Annotated in this window: 18 protein-coding genes; 3 read left to right on the forward strand and 15 right to left on the reverse strand. The window is 66.5% G+C overall.

What is annotated here, in order from left to right:
- Positions 1–104: 104 nt before the first annotated feature.
- The 15 genes from ACSHSS_RS02995 to ACSHSS_RS03065 all read right to left on the reverse strand — a co-directional run bounded on the left by ACSHSS_RS02995 (position 105) and on the right by ACSHSS_RS03065 (position 17,547).
- Positions 105–1,892: an acyl-CoA dehydrogenase C-terminal domain-containing protein gene (locus ACSHSS_RS02995; RefSeq protein WP_105853747.1), complete on the reverse strand. Its 1,788-nt coding sequence runs from the start codon at positions 1,890–1,892 to the stop codon at positions 105–107.
- A gap of 57 nt (positions 1,893–1,949) precedes the next feature.
- Positions 1,950–2,549, reverse strand: a complete 600-nt coding sequence (locus ACSHSS_RS03000; RefSeq protein WP_006398311.1) for a TetR/AcrR family transcriptional regulator — start codon at positions 2,547–2,549, stop codon at positions 1,950–1,952.
- Between the two features lie 251 nt (positions 2,550–2,800).
- Positions 2,801–4,075: a phospholipase D-like domain-containing protein gene (locus tag ACSHSS_RS03005; RefSeq protein ID WP_445544559.1), complete on the reverse strand. Its 1,275-nt coding sequence runs from the start codon at positions 4,073–4,075 to the stop codon at positions 2,801–2,803.
- Entirely contained in the window at positions 4,072–4,566 is a 495-nt protein-coding gene (nudB, locus tag ACSHSS_RS03010; protein WP_012212731.1) for a dihydroneopterin triphosphate diphosphatase, read from the reverse strand. The genes ACSHSS_RS03005 and nudB overlap by 4 nt, the downstream gene beginning before the upstream one ends.
- A 165-nt stretch (positions 4,567–4,731) precedes the next feature.
- Complete coding sequence (gene aspS, locus ACSHSS_RS03015; RefSeq protein WP_006398307.1) at positions 4,732–6,534, reverse strand: aspartate--tRNA ligase; 1,803 nt, start codon at positions 6,532–6,534, stop codon at positions 4,732–4,734.
- Between the two features lie 67 nt (positions 6,535–6,601).
- Positions 6,602–7,252, reverse strand: coding sequence for a DUF502 domain-containing protein (locus tag ACSHSS_RS03020; protein ID WP_006398306.1), 651 nt, complete (start codon positions 7,250–7,252; stop codon positions 6,602–6,604).
- Positions 7,253–7,313: 61 nt separating this feature from the next.
- Positions 7,314–7,637, reverse strand: a complete 324-nt coding sequence (locus ACSHSS_RS03025; RefSeq protein ID WP_006406567.1) for an FmdB family zinc ribbon protein — start codon at positions 7,635–7,637, stop codon at positions 7,314–7,316.
- Between the two features lie 95 nt (positions 7,638–7,732).
- Entirely contained in the window at positions 7,733–8,359 is a 627-nt protein-coding gene (locus ACSHSS_RS03030; protein ID WP_445544560.1) for an SAM-dependent methyltransferase, read from the reverse strand.
- Between the two features lie 17 nt (positions 8,360–8,376).
- The gene (gene ubiB / locus ACSHSS_RS03035) at positions 8,377–9,954 is read right to left on the reverse strand and encodes a ubiquinone biosynthesis regulatory protein kinase UbiB (protein ID WP_006398303.1); all 1,578 of its coding nucleotides are present in this window, start codon (positions 9,952–9,954) and stop codon (positions 8,377–8,379) included.
- Positions 9,955–9,966: 12 nt separating this feature from the next.
- Positions 9,967–10,593, reverse strand: a complete 627-nt coding sequence (locus tag ACSHSS_RS03040; RefSeq protein WP_006398302.1) for a ubiquinone biosynthesis accessory factor UbiJ — start codon at positions 10,591–10,593, stop codon at positions 9,967–9,969.
- 132 nt (positions 10,594–10,725) lie between these two features.
- Complete coding sequence (locus tag ACSHSS_RS03045) at positions 10,726–11,748, reverse strand: Tim44 domain-containing protein (RefSeq protein ID WP_445544561.1); 1,023 nt, start codon at positions 11,746–11,748, stop codon at positions 10,726–10,728.
- A gap of 41 nt (positions 11,749–11,789) precedes the next feature.
- Positions 11,790–12,521, reverse strand: a complete 732-nt coding sequence (gene ubiE / locus ACSHSS_RS03050) for a bifunctional demethylmenaquinone methyltransferase/2-methoxy-6-polyprenyl-1,4-benzoquinol methylase UbiE (protein ID WP_006398300.1) — start codon at positions 12,519–12,521, stop codon at positions 11,790–11,792.
- Positions 12,522–12,573: 52 nt separating this feature from the next.
- Positions 12,574–12,987: a gamma-butyrobetaine hydroxylase-like domain-containing protein gene (locus tag ACSHSS_RS03055; protein WP_445544562.1), complete on the reverse strand. Its 414-nt coding sequence runs from the start codon at positions 12,985–12,987 to the stop codon at positions 12,574–12,576.
- On the reverse strand, positions 12,984–13,427 hold the full coding sequence (locus tag ACSHSS_RS03060) for an HIT family protein (protein ID WP_035952368.1): 444 nt from the start codon (positions 13,425–13,427) through the stop codon (positions 12,984–12,986). Before ACSHSS_RS03060 ends, ACSHSS_RS03055 begins: the two co-directional genes overlap by 4 nt.
- A gap of 85 nt (positions 13,428–13,512) precedes the next feature.
- A complete protein-coding gene (locus tag ACSHSS_RS03065; RefSeq protein ID WP_445544563.1) occupies positions 13,513–17,547 on the reverse strand; it encodes a DUF3683 domain-containing protein in 4,035 nt (1,344 codons plus the stop codon).
- Here ACSHSS_RS03065 and ACSHSS_RS03070 point away from each other — a divergent pair.
- From ACSHSS_RS03070 to queF, 3 genes are all read left to right on the forward strand, one after another.
- Entirely contained in the window at positions 17,533–18,030 is a 498-nt protein-coding gene (locus ACSHSS_RS03070; protein ID WP_006398296.1) for a hypothetical protein, read from the forward strand. The two genes, ACSHSS_RS03065 and ACSHSS_RS03070, sit on opposite strands and share 15 nt — an antisense overlap.
- A gap of 138 nt (positions 18,031–18,168) precedes the next feature.
- Positions 18,169–19,692: a threonine ammonia-lyase, biosynthetic gene (gene ilvA / locus ACSHSS_RS03075; RefSeq protein WP_217104161.1), complete on the forward strand. Its 1,524-nt coding sequence runs from the start codon at positions 18,169–18,171 to the stop codon at positions 19,690–19,692.
- Between the two features lie 10 nt (positions 19,693–19,702).
- The gene (gene queF, locus ACSHSS_RS03080) at positions 19,703–20,527 is read left to right on the forward strand and encodes an NADPH-dependent 7-cyano-7-deazaguanine reductase QueF (RefSeq protein ID WP_006398294.1); all 825 of its coding nucleotides are present in this window, start codon (positions 19,703–19,705) and stop codon (positions 20,525–20,527) included.
- The last annotated feature ends 56 nt before the right edge of the window (positions 20,528–20,583 follow it).

Here is a 20,583-nt window from a genome sequence, read left to right on the forward strand (position 1 = left end):
TCCGATAGTGTCGTGCAGCGCGAATCGGAACGGCTGCACGGCGAAACGAGTACCAGGAACCGTTGCGGCCGGGCGGCGCAGGTCGCGCGCCGCCCGGCGTCGCGTCAGAACAGCGATTCGTCGACTTCCATCAGCGTCTTCGAACCGGCGCGCGCAGCGCGGATCGTCGCGGCCGTTTCAGGCAGCAGGCGCGCGAAGTAGAAGCGTGCCGTCGCCAGCTTCGACTTGTAGAACGGATCGCCGGACGCTTCATTGTCGAGCGCGATGCGCGCCATGCGCGCCCAGAAGTACGAGAACACCAGATGGCCGACCGTGCGCAGGTACGGCACGGCCGCGGCGCCGACTTCGTCCGGGTTCTGCATCGCCTTCATGCCGATTTCCATCGTCAGCTTCTGCACCTTCTCGCCGATGTCCGCGAGCGGGTTGACGAACTCGGCCATCTCCGGCTTCACGCCTTCGGCTTCGACGAAGTCCGACACGATCTTGCCGAACTTCTTCAGCTTCGCGCCCATGTCGCCGAGCACCTTGCGGCCGAGCAGGTCGAGCGACTGGATCGAGTTCGTGCCCTCGTAGATCATGTTGATCCGCGCATCGCGCACGTACTGCTCCATGCCCCACTCGGAGATGAAGCCGTGGCCGCCGTAGATCTGCATCGCATGGTTGGTCGACTCGAACGCGTTGTCGGTCAGGAACGCCTTGATGATCGGCGTGAGCAGCGCGACGAGATCGGCCGCTTCCTTGCGCACCGCTTCGTCGGCGTGCGACAGCTCCTTGTCGATCTGCAGCGCCGACCAGTACGTGAACGCGCGCGCGCCTTCCGCATAGGCCTTCTGCGTCAGCAGCATGCGGCGCACGTCCGGATGCACGATGATCGGATCGGCCGGCTTGTCCGGTGCCTTCGGGCCCGTCAGCGAGCGCATCTGCAGACGCTCCTTCGCGTAGGCGAGCGAGTTCTGGTAAGCGACTTCGGTCAGGCCGAGACCCTGCATGCCGACGCCGAGACGCGCGGCGTTCATCATCACGAACATCGCGTTGAGGCCCTTGTTCGGCTCGCCGACCATCCAGCCCTTCGCGTTGTCGAGGTTCATCACGCAGGTCGCGTTGCCGTGGATGCCCATCTTGTGCTCGATCGAGCCGCACTTGATGCCGTTGCGCTCGCCCGGCTCGCCCGATGCATCGGGGATGAACTTCGGGACGATGAACAGCGAGATCCCCTTCGTGCCCTGCGGTGCGTCCGGCAGGCGCGCGAGCACGAGGTGGACGATGTTCGACGCCATGTCGTGCTCGCCGCTCGAGATGAAGATCTTCGTGCCGGTGATCGAATACGAGCCGTCGCCGTTCGGTTCGGCCTTCGTGCGCAGAATGCCGAGGTCGGTGCCGCAGTGCGGCTCGGTCAGGCACATCGTGCCGGTCCATTCGCCCGACACGAGCTTCGGCAGATAGGCCTGCTGCAGTTCCGGCGAGCCGTGCGCGTGCAGGCATTCGTAGGCGCCGTGCGACAGGCCCGGATACATGGTCCATGCCTGGTTCGCCGAGTTCAGCATTTCGTACAGCGCGTTGTTCACGAACGCGGGCAGCCCCTGGCCGCCGTACTCGGGGTCGCAGCCGAGCGCCGGCCAGCCGGCCTCGACGTACTGGCGATAGGCTTCCTTGAAGCCGGTCGGCGTCGTCACGACGCCGTCGCCGACGTACTTGCAGCCCTCACGGTCGCCGACCTGGTTCAGCGGGAACAGCACCTCGGCGCAGAACTTGCCCGCCTCTTCGAGGACCTGGTTGATCGTGTCGGCATCGAGATCCGCATGCTTGGGCATCTGCTTGAGCTCGGCCTCGACGTTCAGAAGCTCGTGCAACACGAATTGCATGTCGCGCAGCGGCGCGGCGTACTGTCCCATGACTCTCTCCAAATGTGGGCAAACGGCTCGAGCGCCGGGCGGGCGGATCGCGCGCCGCTAGCGACTCTCGCTCTGATACGAAACGATCGTCTTTTCCAGCGCGGCCCACGTGAGACGCACCGCGTCCGGCAAATGCAGGAAGCGCGCGTCGTGATGCAGGCCGAGCGTGAAGCTGTACAACTCGAAGAGCATCAGGTCCGGATCGGAATCCGCACGCAGATGGCCTTCTTCCTTCGCCTGCGAAATGGCACGCAGCAACGCGGCACGCCAGGCCGTCACGCTCGCGATCAACTGCTCGCGCACCGGGCTGTCCGGCCGGTCGTCATATTCGACGGCGCCGCTGATGTAGATGCATCCCGTCGTCACCTCCTGGATGCGCTTCTCGATCCAGCGCGCCAGCATCGCCCGCAGACGCGGCAGACCGCGCGGTTCGCGCAGGCTCGGAAAGAACACCTCGTTCTCGAAACGATGGTGATACTCGCGCACGACCTCGACCTGCAGGTCCTCGCGCGATCCGAAGTGCGCAAACACGCCGCTCTTGCTCATCTGCATGCGCTCGGCCAGCAGGCCGATCGTCAGCCCTTCCAGCCCGTCACGGCTGGCAAGATCCAAAGCAGCTTCGAGTATCGCGGCACGCGTCTGTTCGCCTTTTCGCATAGCTTTTTCAGTAACCGTTCGGGGTTCAAATAAAATCGAACGGCCGTACTATTATTGAGTGCGACCGCCCGCGGAAACAAGGAAATTATTAGAAACCGGTGTCTAACCGAGCCGCTATTTTGCGCGATTCCGGCGGCGCCGGAGCGGCTTTTCCGCACGAACGTGCGGACGTTTTGAAATGGTATGCGCGTGCACGACGCGTGCCGAGCGGCGACCGACGCGTCGCGGCGCCGGCACCGCGCCGCGCCCGCCTAGTCGTAACCGCCGACCGTCAGCGCCTTCATGACGATCCGGTAGGTCGTATAGGCGAGCCAGCTCAGCAAGCGTTCGCCGAGCGGCCGCGCCGCGTACCACGCGGGATCGATCTCGCGGCCGTCCGCGAATGCCGCCTCGATCGCATCGCGCAGCTCGTTCGTGACCGCGTCGTAGCGCACGAGCACCACGTTGGCCTCATTGTTCAGCATCAGGCTCAGCGCGTCCAGATTCGACGAACCGACCGTCGCCCAGTTGTCGTCGATCACCGCCACCTTGCCGTGCAGGATCGTCTTGTCGTATTCGGCGACGCGCACGCCGGCGCGCAGCAGCGCGCGGTAAAGGAACGGCACGGCCGTGTCGAGCGCCGCGAATTCCTTGCGGCCGACCAGAATCCGCACGTCGACGCCGCGCCGCGCGGCGCCCGTCAGCGCGCGGCGCAGCTTGCGGCCCGGCATGAAATACGGATTGGCGAGCCGGATCTGATGGCGCGCGCGGCCGATTGCCGCGAGATACGCCTTCTCGATCGTGCGCCGGTTCACGACGTTGTCGCGCGCGACGAACGCGACGCTCGGCTCGGTCACGACGCGCAGCGCGCCGGCCTTGATCCAGCGGTGGCTGCGAATCCAGCGCCGGAACATCTCGGGGAACGGCTCGCCGCCGTGCAGCCCGGCCGCGTACTGCGCGTACGGCTTGTGACCGAACTGGATGCGGTGCCACTGCAGCTCGAATGCCGCGCGTACGTCGGCGACGGCCGGCCCCGCGAGCTCGAGCGCGAAGTCCCAGCGCGGATACTGCAGCGGCGCACCGTTCTGCTCGTAATCGTCGACGATGTTGATGCCGCCGCAGAACGCGGCCGACCGGTCGATCACGGCAAGCTTGCGATGCGTGCGCGAAAAACCGAAACGGCCGAACAGATAGCGGTTGTAGATGCAGTGCTCGATGCCGGCCTCGGTCCACGCATCGAACAGCGGCAGGCGCGCGGTGCCGACGCCGTCGGTGATCACGCGCACGCGCACGCCGCGCAGCGCGGCGCGGATCAACGCGTCGGACACCGGCCGGCCGGCCGCGTCGTCGCAGAAGATGTAGGTTTCGAGCATGACCTGCTCGCGCGCGGCGTCGATGCGGTCGATCAGCGCGCGGAAGAACTCGCCGCCGCCTTCGCACAAGCGCACCGTGTTGCCGGTCGTGAACGCGAGCCGCGACGCGGAGCCGCGCTCCTGCAGGAACATCTGCCGCAAGTGCGCGAAGCGCTTGCGGGTTTCCGCATTCATGCGGACGAGCCGTGCGGCAGGTGCACGAGCGACGCGCGCACCGGAAGCTGCAGGATCGCGTCGGCGTTCGACGGCGAGAAGCAGCGCGCGGCCGCGTCGCGATACGGCAGCCACGCATAGTCGACGTGCTCGCGCGGCGACAGCGTGACGTCGACGCGGCGCGGTACGCAAAGCCCGAACCAGTGCTCGGTGTTGCGCGTGACGCCCGGCGCATAGCGGTGCAGGTATTGCGGATAGATGGTGTATTCGATCCGGTGCTGCCAGTCGACGAGCGCCGCGGCCGGCACGTCGGCCGTGCCGATCACGATACCCGTCTCTTCCGCGACCTCGCGCGCGGCCGTGACGGCGAGCGGTTCGTCGAGCGTGTCCTTCGACCCGGTCACCGATTGCCAGAAATCGGGCTGATCGGCACGTTTGATCACCAGCACGTCGAGTTCGGGCGTGTAGATCACGACGAGAACGGATTCGGGAATTTTCGGCGGCTTCGTCATCTTTGTTTCATACGGCGCGAGGCGGCCGCGCGTCGGGCGAGCATCGTCGCCGAGCACGCAGCAGGTGCTGCGACTGTACCGCAAAAAACGAAAAAGGCGCACGATGGCGCCTTTTTCTTCAGACGGCGTGCGCGTGGCCGCACACGCCGCGATGCAGTTCGCGCATTACGATGCCGGCTGCTCCGGCTGACGCAGACGGATGTGCAGTTCGCGCAGCTGACGCTCGTCGACCGGGCTCGGCGCCTGCGTGAGCAGATCCTGCGCACGCTGCGTCTTCGGGAACGCGATCACGTCGCGGATCGAATCGGCGCCGGCCATCATCGTGACGATGCGGTCGAGACCGAACGCGATACCGCCGTGCGGCGGCGCGCCGTATTGCAGCGCGTCCAGCAGGAAGCCGAACTTCGCCTGCGCTTCTTCCGCGCCGATCTTCAGCGCACGGAACACCTTGCTCTGCACGTCCTCGCGGTGGATACGCACCGAGCCGCCGCCGATTTCCCAGCCGTTCAGCACCATGTCGTATGCCTTCGCGAGGCAGCGGCCCGGATCGCTCTCGAGATACTCGAGGTGCTCGTCCTTCGGGCTCGTGAACGGGTGGTGCGCGGCCACGTAGCGTGCGTCTTCGTCGTCGTATTCGAACATCGGGAAGTCGACGACCCACAGCGGCTTCCAGCCCGCCTCGACGAGGCCGTTCGCCTTGCCGAACTCCGAATGACCGATCTTCAGGCGCAACGCGCCGAGGCTGTCGTTGACGACCTTCGCGCGATCGGCCGCGAAGAAGATGATGTCGCCGTCTTCCGCGCCCGTGCGCTCGAGGATCGCGGCGATCGACGCGTCGTGCAGGTTCTTGACGATCGGGCTCTGCAGGCCGTCGCGACCCTTCGCCTTCTCGTTGACCTTGATCCACGCGAGACCCTTCGCGCCGTAGATGCGCACGAATTCCGTGTAGCCGTCGATGTCGCCGCGCGACAGCTCGGCGCCCTTCGGCACGCGCAGCGCCGCGACGCGGCCGTCCTTCGCGTTGGCCGGCGTGCTGAACACCTTGAAGTCGACGTCCTTCATCGCATCGGTCAGCTCGGTGAATTCGAGCTTCACGCGCAGGTCCGGCTTGTCGGAGCCGAAGCGCGCCATCGCTTCCGAGTACGGCATCACCGGGAATTTCGCATCGAGCTCGACGTCGATCGTCGTCTTGAAGATGTGACGGATCATGTCCTCGAACAGGTCGCGGATTTCCTGCTCGCCGAGGAACGACGTCTCGCAGTCGATCTGCGTGAATTCCGGCTGGCGATCGGCGCGCAGATCTTCGTCACGGAAGCACTTCGTGATCTGGTAGTAGCGGTCGAAGTTCGCGACCATCAGCAGCTGCTTGAACAGCTGCGGCGACTGCGGCAGCGCGAAGAACTGGCCCGCGTTCACGCGCGACGGCACGAGGTAGTCGCGCGCGCCTTCCGGCGTGCTCTTCGTCAGCATCGGCGTTTCGATGTCGATGAAGCCCTGCTCGTCGAGGTACTTGCGCGCTTCGATCGCGACGCGGTAGCGCAGGCGCAGGTTGTGCTGCATCTGCGGGCGGCGCAGGTCGAGCACGCGGTGCGTGAGGCGCGTCGTTTCCGACAGGTTGTCGTCGTCGAGCTGGAACGGCGGCGTGATCGACGGGTTCAGCACGTTCAGCTCGTGGCAGAGCACCTCGATCTTGCCGCTCTTCAGGCCCGCGTTCACCGTGCCTTCCGGACGGTTGCGCACGAGGCCCTTCACCTGCACGCAGAATTCGTTGCGCACGCCTTCGGCGGTCGCGAACATCTCGGCGCGATCCGGGTCGCACACGACCTGCACCAGGCCTTCACGATCGCGCAGGTCGATGAAGATCACACCGCCGTGATCGCGGCGGCGCTGCACCCAGCCGCACAGCGACACGGTTTGGCCCAGCAGGTGTTCGGTCACGAGACCGCAGTATTCAGTACGCATCGACATGATGTTTGCTTTCGTTCGGTTTGATCAACGGGCGCCGCAACGCGCGGCCCGGGCGATGATTCTTGGCTTACAGCGGCGGCTCGACGGGACGGCGGGCGGGCACCGGAACCGGCGCCGGCGGCGCCACGACACCCATCGAGACGATGTACTTGAGCGCGGCATCGACCGACATGTCGAGTTCGATGACTTCGCTCTTCGGCAGCATCAGGAAGAAGCCCGACGTCGGGTTCGGCGTCGTGGGCACGTACACGCTCACGTACTCTTCCGTCAGATGGTTGACCACGTCGCCGCCGGGCGTGCCGGTCAGAAACGCGATCGTATATGAGCCGCGGCGCGGGTATTCGATCAAGAGCGCCTTGCGGAATGCGTTGCCGCTGCTCGACAGCAGCGTGTCCGACACCTGCTTGACGCTCGTGTAGATCGGCCCGACGACCGGGATGTGCCGCACGACGGCGTTCCACCACGTGACGAGCTTCTGGCCGATGAAGTTCTGCGTCGCGAGCCCGACGACGAACACGAACGCGAGCGTCAGCACCGCGCCGATCCCCGGCAGGTGGAAGCCGAGCATGCGCTCGGGCTGCCACGATTCCGGCAGCAGCAGCAGCGTCTGGTCCATCGTGCCGATGATGAGGCCGAGCACCCACAGCGTAATCGCGAGCGGGACGAGAACCAGCAGGCCGGTCAGAAACACCGATTTCAGGGTCGTCTTTTTCATCATCTGCCGTCAATGAACCGCGCCGGCGGCGCGGAGTGAGCGCGGCCCGGCCGGGCCGCGGCGGTCAACTGCCGGCGGCGGGCGCCGCGGCCGGGGCGGCGGCGCTCGTCGTCGTGCTTTCGGCGGCCGGCGCGGCCGCAGCGGGTGCGGCCGGCGCCGCGTCGCCCGACGACGCGGCCGTCGCCGGCGCGCTGGCGCCGCCCGAGCCGCCGCGAAAATCGGTGACATACCAGCCCGAGCCCTTCAGCTGGAAGCCCGCGGCGGTCACCTGCTTGCGGAAAGCATCCTTCCCGCATTCCGGACACTGCGACAGCGGCGCGTCGCTCATCTTCTGGAGCACGTCCTTCGCGAAACCGCACGCTTCGCATCGATAGGCGTAGATCGGCATGATATTTTTCCCGCAGAAACTGGAAACGGCTTGCAAAACCTTGAATTATAGCCGAAACCCCGGCGCGCTCCGGCAACCGCCGCGACGCATGCGCGTCAGCGGCGGCGCCATGCGAGCCAGCGCTCGTGCCCTTCGAACACCGGCAGCGAATCGCTCACCGGCGCGTCGTCGATCAGCTCGAAATGCGCGCCGAGCAACGCGTCCAGTTCGCCGCGCGTGATGCCGAACGGCGGGCCCTTCTGCTTGTCGGCCACGAAGAAGTAGCCGGCGAGCAATCCTTGCGCGGGCAGCAGCGCGGCCATGGTCGCCGCATAGTCGGCGCGACGCGCGGGCGGCAACGCGCACAGGAACGCGCGCTCGTAGATCCACTGGACGTCGAACGGCGGCCGGTACGCGAAGAAATCGGCCTGCTCGACGACGTCCGCATGCGCGCCGAGCTGCGCCTTCGCAGCGGCCACCGCCTGCGCGGAGAAATCGAGCGCACGCACCGGCCAGCCGGCCTGCGCAAGCCAGCCGGCTTCGCGGGCGCTGCCGCAGCCCGGAATCAGCACCGCGCACGGCGGCCGCGCGCTTGCGAATGCGCGAAAGCCGGCCGGCACGCCGCCGAATTCCCACGGCGTCATCCCGCGCGCGAAACGCTCGTCCCAGAACGACGCGTCGCCCGGATCGCGCGTTTCGAACGAGGCGGCAGCCGGCGCGGCAGCGTGTTTCGGATCGGACATCGCGTCGCTCCTGTCGGTCACGCGCCGTACGCGAGCGCGAGCAGCACGCGGGCGACGAGCGCGCCGACGCCGACCGCGAGACCGAAGATCAGCAGCGCCTGCAGCAGCCGGTTGGTCCGCTTCTGCTCGATCAGGATCTGCCGCATCAGGTCTTCGCTGGCCGCGCGCGGCGCATCGTGCCGGGCCGCGAGCGCGTGGTGAATGAGACGCGGCAGTTGCGGCATCGTCTTGCTCCACTGCGGCGCTTCGACCTTGAAGCGCTCGTACCAGCCGCGCAGACCGATCTGCTCGGTCATCCAGCGCTCCAGGTACGGCTTCGCCGTTTTCCACAGATCGAGCTCGGGGTCGAGCGAACGGCCGAGCCCTTCGACGTTCAGCATCGTCTTCTGCAGCAGCACGAGCTGCGGCTGGATTTCGACGTTGAAGCGGCGCGACGTCGAGAACAGCCGCATCAGCACCTGGCCGAGAGAAATGTCCTTCAGCGCGCGGTCGAAATACGGCTCGCAGACCGCGCGGATCGCGCTTTCGAGTTCCTCGACGCGCGTTTCGGGCGGCACCCAGCCGGACTCGAGGTGCAGCGTCGCGACGCGATGATAGTCGCGCTTGAAGAACGCGAGGAAGTTCTGCGCGAGATAGTTCTTGTCGAAGTCGGACAGTGCGCCGACGATCCCGAAGTCGAGCGCGATATAGCGGCCGAACGTGTTCGGATCGAGGCTCACCTGAATGTTGCCGGGATGCATGTCCGCATGGAAGAAGCCGTCGCGGAACACCTGCGTGAAGAAAATCTCGACGCCTTCGCGCGCGAGCTTCTTGATGTCGACGCCGGCCGCGCGCAGCGTCTCGACCTGGCTGATCGGCACGCCCGACATGCGCTCCATCACGAGCACGTGCGACGTCGAGAAATCCCAGAACATTTCCGGCACGAGCAGCAGATCGAGGCCCGCAAAGTTGCGGCGCAGCTGGCTGCCGTTCGCGGCCTCGCGCATCAGGTCGAGCTCGTCGTGCAGATACTTGTCGAATTCGGCCACGACCTCGCGCGGCTTCAGCCGGCGTCCGTCGGCCCACATCCGCTCGGTCCACGTCGCGATGTCGCGCATCAGCGCGAGATCCGAATCGATCACCGGCAGCATGTTCGGACGCAGCACCTTGACCGCCACGGCCTTGCCGGCGTGCACGCCCTGCTTCAGTTTCGCGAAGTGCACCTGCGCGATCGAGGCGCTCGCGACGGGCTCGCGCTCGAATTCGTCGAACAGTTCGTCGACCGGCGCGCCGAGCGACTTCTCGATGATCGCGATCGCAACCGACGAATCGAACGGCGGCACCTGGTCCTGCAGTTTGGCGAGCTCGTTCGCGAAGTCGACCGACAGCAGATCGCGCCGTGTCGACAGCACCTGGCCGAACTTCACGAAAATCGGACCGAGGCTTTCGAGCGCATGACGCAGCCGCACGGCGGGTGGATCGGAATAGCGGCGGCCGATCGTCGTGATCCGCAGCAGCAGTTTCACGCGGCGGTCGTCGATCCGGGACAGCATGACCTCGTCGAGCCCGAAGCGGATGACGGTATAGACAATCTTGATGAAACGGAAAATGCGCATGCGCTGCGGCCCTCAGTGCGCGCCGCGCGGGCCGGAACCCGTGCGCGCGCCGATTTTTTGTTCGAGTCGCTCGACCCGCTTCTCCACACGTGCGAGCGCGTCGCGTGCGCGCGCCAGTTCGGCGTCGAATCCCCCGAGCGACGCGCGCCGGACGACTTGCGGGTTCTCGTCAAGCCAGTACTCGGCGATCGAGTCGAGCACGTTGCGGCCGGTACGGCGTGCGCGCGCGCCGGCGTCGCGCACGATCGTCGCGATCCGGTGCGCCGCGGCATCGCCGACCAGCTTTGCGAGATCTTCTTCCGGCTCCCAGCGCAGATGCTCGGCGAGCTTGGCGATCTGCGTCGCGAACTCCGCGTCGCCGTCGATCTTCACGTGCTTCATCACGGCCGCCTGGCCGCCCTGAAGGAACGCGGCGACCGTGTCGCCGGCCAGCGCGATCGATACGTCGACCTGTCGCGCATCGTGCTCGTCGACGGCCGACAGATAACCGTCCGGCTGCACGAGCAGCACAAGCGTGACGGGCGGCACGTCGAGACGGGCGGTCTTGCCCGCATAGGGAATCAGGCGATCGCGCGCCCACGATTCGCGTGCGAGCAGGTGATTGACGGCAGCAGCAAAAGGCTTGGCAGCAAAGGTCATCGGCTGGGAAAGAAAAAACCCGCGCAGGCCGGGCGCCCGCGCGGGTTCCTATTGTAACGTCGGATCGTCGGCAGACCGCGCCCGACCGCACGCCTCGGCGGCAAGCGGTCGCAGTGCGACCGCCGCCGGCGCTCAGTGCGCGTTCTGTTGCTGAATGCCCGCGAGCAACCAGCCCTGACCGCCCGACTTCGACAGGTTCCACACCTCGTCGAACGGTTCGGCCGCGGCGTTCGCCGACTCGCGGATCAGCCCGTGGAAGCGCACGCTCGCCGACTGCTCGATGCCGCGATCCTCGAGCGCGACCAGTTCGGCATCCAGCTGCACGACGTCGGTCTGGTTCGGCTCGTTGCCGCGCGAATCGAGGTCGATCTTGATCTCGGCGAACATCTCGGGCGTCGTGAATTCGCGGATGTCGGCCAGGTTGCCCTGGTCCCACGCGGCCTGCAGCCGCACGAACGACACCTTCGCGCTGCGCAGGAACGCATCGGTATCGAAGCCGGCCGGCACCTGAACCGGTGCGGCCGCCGCTGCGCCCGCGGCCGGTGCGCCGCCGTTGAACACGCGCTGCGCTTCGTTCGCATAGTTGCTGCCGCTACCCGAGTACTGGCTCGTGCTGCCCGGCTGGAACGACGGGCTCTGCGCGTAGCCGCCCGACGACGACGGCGCGCTGCCGACCGAGTACGCCGGCTCCTGCGGACGACGGCGATTCATGAACTTGCGGACCAGCCAGATGCCGATCATCGCGAGCAGGGCGATCACGATGAGGTTCGACATCATCCCGGCGAACGCCTCGCCGAGGCCGAAGTGCGACAGCAGCGCCGCGATGCCGAGACCGGCCGCGAGGCCGGCGATCGGCCCGAGCCAGCGCGAGCGGTTCGGCTGCGCGGCCGGCGCCGGCGCCGCCGGGTTCGCGCGCTGTGCCTGCGCCGGTGCGGCCTGCTGCATCGGCTGCTGCGCGGGCGGCGTGGCCTGCCGCTGCGTGACGGTGGAGTTCTGGCGCCCGAAGCTGCGCCCGCCGCCCATGCGCTTCGCTTCCGCATCGAGCGATGCGAACGTGCCTGCCGTGAGCAGGCCGACCATCAGCAGCGTGCCGACCCGTCGAGCCCACGGCTTCGACGGCTTGCTACGGTTGAACAACGATCGCGATTCGGACATCAGCTTCTCCAGATGTAAGACAAATGTATGGAAAGAACCCCTTAGTACTTGGTTCCGAGGTGTAAAGCTACCACGCCACCTGACAAATTGTAATATTTGACGGCATCGAGGCCCGCTTGTTCCATCATCGTCTTCAGCGTGTCCTGATCCGGGTGCATCCGGATAGATTCGGCAAGATACCTGTAACTGTCGGCATCTTTCGCGAACTTGTCACCAAGCCACGGTAATACTTTGAAAGAATACAAATCGTACGCTTTTTTCAGCGGTTCCCACACTTTCGAGAATTCCAGCACCATCACGCGGCCGCCCGGCTTCGCGACGCGGCGCATCTCGGCCAGCGCGACGTCCTTGTGCGTCATGTTGCGCAGCCCGAACGCGACGGTGACGACGTCGAAGTAGTTGTCCGGAAAGGGAATTTTCTCCGCGTCGCAAAGCAGCGACGGCGTCACGATGCCCTTGTCGAGCAGCCGGTCGCGGCCGACGCGCAGCATCGATTCGTTGATGTCCGTGTGCCAGACTTCGCCCGTCGGGCCGGCCGCCTTCGCGAACGCCTTCGTCAGGTCGCCGGTGCCGGCCGCGATGTCGAGCACCTTGTAGCCGGGCCGCACGTTCGCCTGCGCGATCGTGAACGCCTTCCACGCGCGGTGCATGCCGGCCGACATCAGATCGTTCATCAGGTCGTAGTTGTTCGCGACCGAATGGAACACGCCCGCCACTTTCTTCGCTTTATCGGTTTCCTCGACGGTTTCGAAGCCGAAGTGGGTTTTGCTCATCGCGTTGATCCTCAGTAAATGGCAAGACGGCGCCGAACGGGCGCCGTCGATTTCAGTGGCAGTGGCCGTGCGGCGCGCTCGCCGCCGGCATCGGCGCATCGCGATCGACGCCCGCCGCCTTCAGTTTGTCGAAATAGTCGCGCCACAGCGCATCCTGCTGCGTCGCCAGTTCGTACAGCAGATCCCAGGAATAGATGCCGGTCGAATGGCCGTCGGAGAAGGTCGGCTGCAGCGCGTAGTTGCCCACGCCCTCCAGCGCGGTGATCGTCACCTCGCGCTTGCCGGTCTGCAGCGTTTCCTGGCCGGGCCCGTGGCCGCGCACCTCGGCCGACGGCGAACAGACGCGCATCAGCTCGAACGGAATCCGGTAGCTCTCTCCGTTCGGGTACTGCAATTCGAGCACGCGCGACACCGCGTGCACGACGACGCCGGACGGAATCGGCGTCGTGGAAGTCAAACCGCTCATGGTTGCCTCGGATCGTTCGTTCGTTGGATTTCCTCGCGCACCGCATTGTGCAGCAGCGAGGCCTGCGCGGCGCGCGTGCGCAGCAGCGCCTCGGACACGCTGCGCTGGCGCGGCGCCCAGACCGGCTGCGGAAAATGCGCGTCGTTCGAGAAGCGCGGGATCACGTGCCAGTGCACGTGCGGCACCATGTTGCCGAGGCTCGCGAGATTCACCTTGTTCGGCTGCATCACGCGGCGCACCGCGCGCTCGACCGCGTAGACGACGCGCATCAGATGTGCCCGCTCCTCGTCGCCGAGATCCGAGAACTCGGCGACGTGCGCGCCCCAGATCACCCGGCAGAAGCCCGGGTAGTCGTGCTCGCCCGTCGCGAGGACGACGCGCAGCCGGTCGTCCTGCCACAGCACTTCGCCGCCGTCTTCACGGCAAAACACGCATTCCATCGTCGCTCCCATGTGGGCGAGCGCCGGCACGATCGTGCCGGCGCCCGCTCATCCCAAGCCCGGTCGGGCGGTCGTCATCCCCGCATTAGACCAGTACGCGCTCGATCCCGCCATTGTTCGCGCGTGCGACATAGTCGACCATCCAGTTCTCGCCGAGCACCTGGCGCGCGATCTCGACGACGATGTAATCGGCTTCGAGGTTCGCGTCCTCGCTGTAGCGCGACAGCCCCTGCAGGCAGGACGGGCAGCTCGTCAGGATCTTCACGTCCGGGCCGTTCGCCGGCGCGGCGACGGCGGCGGCCGCCGGTTCCGCCGCGCTCGCGACGACCGGAATGCTGCGCAGCTTCGCGGCGCCCTTGCGGATTTCCTCTTCCTTGCGGAAGCGGACCTGCGTCGACACGTCGGGGCGCGTGACCGCGAGCGTGCCGGACTCGCCGCAGCAGCGGTCGTTCTTCTCGATCTTGTAGCCGTCCTTCTCCGAGCCCATCAGCTCGTTGACGAGCTTCACCGGGTCCATCGTCTTGATCGGCGTGTGGCACGGATCGTGATACATGTAGCGCGTGCCCGTCACGCCGTCGAGCTTCATGCCCTTCTCGAGCAGGAACTCGTGGATGTCGATGATGCGGCAGCCCGGAAAGATCTTGTCGAATTCGTAGCCCGCGAGCTGGTCGTAGCAGGTGCCGCACGACACGACCACCGTCTTGATGTCGAGGTAGTTCAGCGTGTTCGCGACGCGGTGGAACAGCACGCGGTTGTCGGTGACGATCTTTTCGGCCTTGTCGTACTGGCCCGCGCCGCGCTGCGGATAGCCGCAGCACAGGTAGCCCGGCGGCAGCACCGTCTGCACGCCGGCTTCCCACAGCATCGCCTGCGTCGCGAGACCGACCTGCGAGAACAGGCGCTCGGAGCCGCAGCCCGGGAAGTAGAACACCGCTTCCGAATCGACGGTCGTCGTCTTCGGGTTGCGGATGATCGGCACGATCTTGTTGTCCTCGATGTCGAGCAGCGCGCGCGCCGTCTTCTTCGGCAGGTTGCCCGGCATCTTCTTGTTGACGAAGTGGATCACCTGCTCGACCGCGGGCGGCTTGCCGGTCGTCGCGGGCGGATGCTGCGTCTGCTTCGTCACGACCTTCTTCAGCATGTCGTTCGCGAAGCGCTGCACCTTGTAGCCGACGCCCATCATCACGGTGCGCGCCGCGTTGATCGTCTGCGGATTCGTCGCGTTCAGGAAGAACATGCCCGCGGCCTGGCCCGGATTGAACTTCTTCTTGCCCATCTTGCGCAGCAGATTGCGCATGTTCATCGTGACGTCGCCGAAGTCGATCTTCACCGGGCACGGCGTCGCGCACTTGTGGCAGACCGTGCAGTGATCGGCCACGTCGTTGAACTCGTCCCAGTGCTTGATCGAGACGCCGCGGCGCGTCTGCTCTTCGTACAGGAACGCCTCGACGAGCAGCGAGGTCGCGAGGATCTTGTTGCGCGGGCTGTACAGCAGGTTCGCGCGCGGCACGTGCGTCGCACACACCGGCTTGCACTTGCCGCAGCGCAGGCAGTCCTTCACCGAATCGGCGATCGCACCGATGTCGGACTGCTGCATGATTAGCGATTCATAGCCCATCAGCCCGAAGCTCGGCGTATAGGCGTTGCGCAGATCGGCGCCGTCGAGCAGCTTGCCCTTGTTGAAGCGGCCGTTCGGATCGACGCGCTGCTTGTACGCGCGGAATTCGGCGATCTCGTCGTCGGTGAGGAACTCGAGCTTCGTGATGCCGATCCCGTGCTCGCCGGAAATCACGCCATCGAGCGAACGCGCGAGCGTCATGATGCGCGCGACCGCGGCGTGCGCGTCCTGCAGCATCTCGTAGTTGTCGGAGTTGACCGGGATGTTCGTGTGGACGTTGCCGTCGCCCGCGTGCATGTGCAGCGCGACGAACACGCGGCCGCGCAGCACGCGCTTGTGGATCGCCTGCGCTTCGTCGAGGATCGGCTTGAACGCGCCGCCGTTGAAGATCGCACGCAGTTCCGCGCGGATCTCCTGCTTCCACGAGATGCGCACGGTGCGGTCCTGCGTGACGTGGAACAGCGTCGCGCCCGGCTGCTCGTCCGCGCGATCGGCGAATTTCTCCGCGAGCGCTTCGTAGCCGAGCTGCACGAGATAGTGCTGCGCCTCGCGCAGCGGCTGGTCGAGCCGGTCGCGCACGAACTCCCAGCGCGCACGCACGCGCTTGAGCAGCTCGAGCGCCTGCTGCACGCGGTCTTCCAGCAGCTCCGCGCTCGGGATCTCGTTCGCGTCGTCGGTCTTGCCGAGCGGCAAATTGCCGCCGCGGAAGAACGCTTCGAGCGCGTCGACGAGCTGCAGCTTGTTCTTCAGCGAGAGCTCGATGTTGATCCGCTCGATGCCGTCGGTGTACTCGCCCATCCGATTCAGCGGGATCACGACGTCTTCGTTGATCTTGAACGCGTTCGTGTGCTTCGCGATCGCGGCCGTGCGGCTACGGTCGAGCCAGAAGCGCTTGCGCGCCTCCGCGCTGACCGCGACGAAACCCTCGCCGCTCTTGCCGTTGGCCATCCGGATCACTTCGGACGTCGCCTGCGCGACTGCATCGGCATCGTCGCCGACGATGTCGCCGATCAGCACCATCTTCGGGAACGCGTTGCGCTTGCTCTTGGTCGCATAGCCGACCGCGCGCAGATAGCGCTCGTCGAGGTGCTCGAGGCCGGCGAGGATCGCGCCGCCCTGCTTCGACGTCTCGAACAGGTAGTCCTTGATCTCGACGATGCTCGGGATCGCCTCGCGCGCCTGGCCGAAGAACTCGAGGCAGACGGTGCGCGTATGCGCGGGCATCTTGTGCAGCACCCAGCGCGCGGACGTGATGAGCCCGTCGCAGCCTTCCTTCTGCACGCCCGGCAGACCGGCGAGGAACTTGTCGGTCACGTCCTTGCCGAGCCCTTCCTTGCGGAAGCGGCGCCCTTCGATCTCGAGCATTTCGGTGCGCAGCAGCTTCTCGCCCGGCGCGTACGCGCCGTCGAACCACTTCAGCTCGAAGCGCGCGACCGCGATGTCGTGGATCTTGCCCTGGTTGTGCTCGAGACGCGTGACTTCGAGCCAGTTGCCGTCCGGGTCGACCATCCGCCACCACGCGAGGTTGTCGAGCGCGGTGCCCCACAGCACGGCCTTCTTGCCGCCCGCGTTCATCGCGACGTTGCCGCCGATGCACGATGCGTCGAGCGAGGTCGGATCGACCGCGAACACATAGCCGGCCGCCTCGGCCGCCTCGGTCACGCGGCGCGTGACGACGCCCGCGCCGGAGAAGATCGTCGGCACCTTGTGCGGCACGCCCGGCAGCTCGGTGAGCTCGACCGCGCCGAGCTGCTCGAGCTTCTCGGTGTTGATCACGGCGGAAAACGGCGTGAGCGGCACCGCGCCGCCCGTATAGCCCGTGCCGCCGCCGCGCGGAATCACGGTCAGGCCGAGCTCGAAGCAGGCCTTCACGAGGCCGGCGATTTCGGCTTCGGTGTCGGGCGTCAGCACGACGAACGGATATTCGACGCGCCAGTCGGTCGCGTCGGTCACGTGCGACACGCGCGAGAGCCCGTCGAAGCGGATGTTGTCCTTCTGCGTGCAGCGGCCGAGCGCCTTCGTCGCGCGGCGGCGCAGGTCGGCCATCTTGTCGAATTCGTCTGCAAATTCGTCGACGGCGCGCTGCGCGGCGGCTTCGAGCATCTCGACGCGCGCCGCGCGTTCGCGGCCCGCTTCGTCGTGATGCTCGGTCAGATCGGCGCGGCGGCGTTTGCCGATTTCGGTCAGACGGTGGTTCAGCGCCTCGATCAGCAGCGCGCGGCGCTTCGGATTGTCGAGCAGGTCGTCCTGCAGGTACGGGTTGCGGCGCACGACCCAGATGTCGCCGAGCACTTCGTAGAGCATGCGCGCCGAGCGGCCGGTGCGGCGTTCCGCACGCAGCTCGTCGAGCACCGCCCACGCCTCTTCGCCGAGCAGGCGGATCACGATCTCGCGATCCGAGAACGACGTGTAGTTATAGGGAATCTCGCGCAGACGGGGCGCGGGGTCGGCGGCGACGGCGACGGCCGCGCCATGCGGATCGAAAACTTGTGGTGCGTTCATGTTCGGACGACTCGGAGGGCCGATACACCGTGCACGGGCGTCGGCAAGCGCGTGGGCGCAATCTTGGGGAAATCTGTTCTATTGCCAGGCGCGCGACGATCTCGCTGCGGGCCGGAACGGGTCGGGACTCGCCGCCCCGGGCCGGCACCCTGCGTCGGACCGGTGCCCGCGCAAATGCGCGGCGCCGGATCGACCGGGCCTGGCGGCACTCGGAGCCATCAGCACGATCGCGCGCGGCGCGCATGCCGTTCCGCCGCGGGGCTGGCTGCGCGCGGCGTCGGCTTCAACGGGGCGATCCGAGGGTGCCTCTGCATCTTCCGATCCTTGATTCAAAACGGAATTCTAACCCATGATCGCGCGACGCGTGGCACGCCGGACAGCGCGTGGGGATATCGCGGCAACCCGCGCCGGACGTGGCTCGCCGCGATTTCGCACGCCCATTCGCCGCCCGGCCGGTCGGTAACCGCCCGGTTAAATCGGTAAAAACGACGGTCGCGCCGAAAAACCGCGCGGCCCACGCGCGCCGATCGGGCCCGCGCGGCGCCGCGTTTGCGTGCAGGCAGACCCTTGGCGCTATCATTGACCCTTTACCGTCCGCTTCCGCACCGCACGCGAGCATCCATGGCCTCCCACGATTACCTGAAGAAAATCCTGACCGCGCGCGTCTACGACGTCGCGTTCGAGACCGAACTCGAACCGGCCCGCAATCTGTCCGCGCGACTGCGCAACCCCGTGTACCTGAAGCGCGAGGACAACCAGCCGGTGTTCTCGTTCAAGCTGCGCGGCGCATACAACAAGATGGCGCACATTCCCGCCGATGCGCTCGCGCGCGGCGTGATTACCGCATCGGCCGGCAATCACGCGCAAGGCGTCGCGTTCTCGGCGGCCCGGATGGGCGTGAAGGCCGTGATCGTCGTGCCCGTCACGACGCCGCAGGTGAAGGTCGACGCGGTGCGCGCGCACGGCGGCCCGGGCGTCGAGGTGATTCAGGCCGGCGAATCGTACAGCGACGCGTACGCGCACGCGCTCAAGGTGCAGGAAGAGCGCGGCCTCACGTTCGTGCATCCGTTCGACGATCCGTACGTGATCGCCGGTCAGGGCACGATCGCGATGGAGATCCTGCGCCAGCACCAGGGTCCGATCCACGCGATCTTCGTGCCGATCGGCGGCGGTGGGCTCGCCGCGGGCGTCGCCGCGTACGTGAAGGCCGTGCGTCCGGAGATCAAGGTGATCGGCGTGCAGGCCGAGGATTCGTGCGCGATGGCCCAGTCGCTGCAGGCCGGCAAGCGCGTCGAGCTCGCCGAGGTCGGCCTGTTCGCGGACGGCACCGCGGTGAAGCTCGTCGGCGAGGAAACTTTCCGGCTCTGCAAGGAATATCTCGACGGCGTCGCGACCGTCGATACCGACGCGCTCTGTGCGGCGATCAAGGACGTGTTCCAGGACACGCGCAGCGTGCTCGAGCCGTCGGGCGCGCTCGCGGTGGCCGGCGCGAAGCTCTATGCGGAACGCGAAGGCATCGAGAACCAGACGCTCGTCGCCGTCACGTCGGGCGCGAACATGAACTTCGACCGGATGCGCTTCGTCGCCGAACGCGCGGAGGTCGGCGAGGCGCGCGAGGCCGTGTTCGCCGTCACGATTCCCGAGGAGCGCGGCAGCTTCAAGCGCTTCTGCTCGCTCGTCGGCGACCGCAACGTGACCGAGTTCAACTACCGGATCGCCGATGCGCAGTCCGCGCACATCTTCGTCGGCGTGCAGATCCGTCGCCGCGGCGAATCGGCCGACATCGCCGCGAACTTCGAGTCGCACGGCTTCAAGACGGCCGACCTCACGCACGACGAGCTGTCGAAGGAGCATATCCGCTACATGGTCGGCGGCCGCTCGCCGCTCGCGCTCGACGAGCGCCTGTTCCGCTTCGAATTCCCCGAACGGCCGGGCGCGCTGATGAAGTTCCTGTCGTCGATGGCGCCGGACTGGAACATCAGCCTATTCCACTACCGCAACCAGGGTGCGGACTACAGCTCGATCCTCGTCGGGCTGCAGGTGCCGCAGGCCGATCATGCCGAGTTCGAACGCTTCCTCGCGGCGCTCGGCTATCCGTATGTCGAAGAGAGCGCCAATCCGGCGTATCGCCTCTTCCTGTCGTAAAGGCACTGCCATGAATCCCGAACATTCCCCGCTCGGCAAGGCGACCGTCTACGCATCGCAGTACGACGCGTCGCTGCTGTTCCCGATCCCGCGCGCGGGCGCGCGCGAGCAGATCGGCATTACGTCCGCGCTGCCGTTCTTCGGCACCGACATCTGGAACGCGTACGAACTGTCGTGGCTGAACGCGCGCGGCAAGCCGCAGGTCGCGGTCGCGACGTTCTACGTGCCGGCCGAATCGCCGAACATCGTCGAGTCGAAATCGTTCAAGCTCTATCTCGGCTCGTTCGCGCAGTCGAAGTTCGACTCGGTCGACGCGGTGCGCGACGTGCTCAAGCGCGACGTGTCGGCCGCGTGCGGCGCGAGCGTGTCGGTGCAGCTCGTGTCGCCGCACGACTTCGGCAAGCTCGAGATGGACGAGCTCGACGGCTTGTCGCTCGACCGGCTCGATCTCGATGCCGACGTGTACGAGCCCGATCCGTCGCTGCTGTCGGCGGCGGAGGACGAAGCGCCGGTCGAAGAGACGCTCGTGTCGGATCTGCTGAAGTCGAACTGCCCGGTCACCGGCCAGCCGGACTGGGGCAGCGTGCAGATCCACTACGTCGGCCCGCAGATCGACCACGCGGGGCTGCTGCGCTACATCATCTCGTTTCGCAATCACACGGGCTTTCACGAGCAGTGCGTCGAGCGGATCTTTCTCGACATCCTGCATCGCTGCAAGCCGGTGAAGCTGGCCGTGTATGCGCGGTATACGCGCCGCGGCGGGCTCGACATCAATCCGTTCCGGACCAACTACAACCAGCCGATGCCGGACAACGCGCGGACGGCGCGGCAGTAAGGGCCGGTGAAGGGCCAAACGAAACAGCCCGGTCGAATCGACCGGGCTGTTTTCAT

The sequence above is a fragment of the Burkholderia sp. BC1 genome (assembly GCF_052683555.1).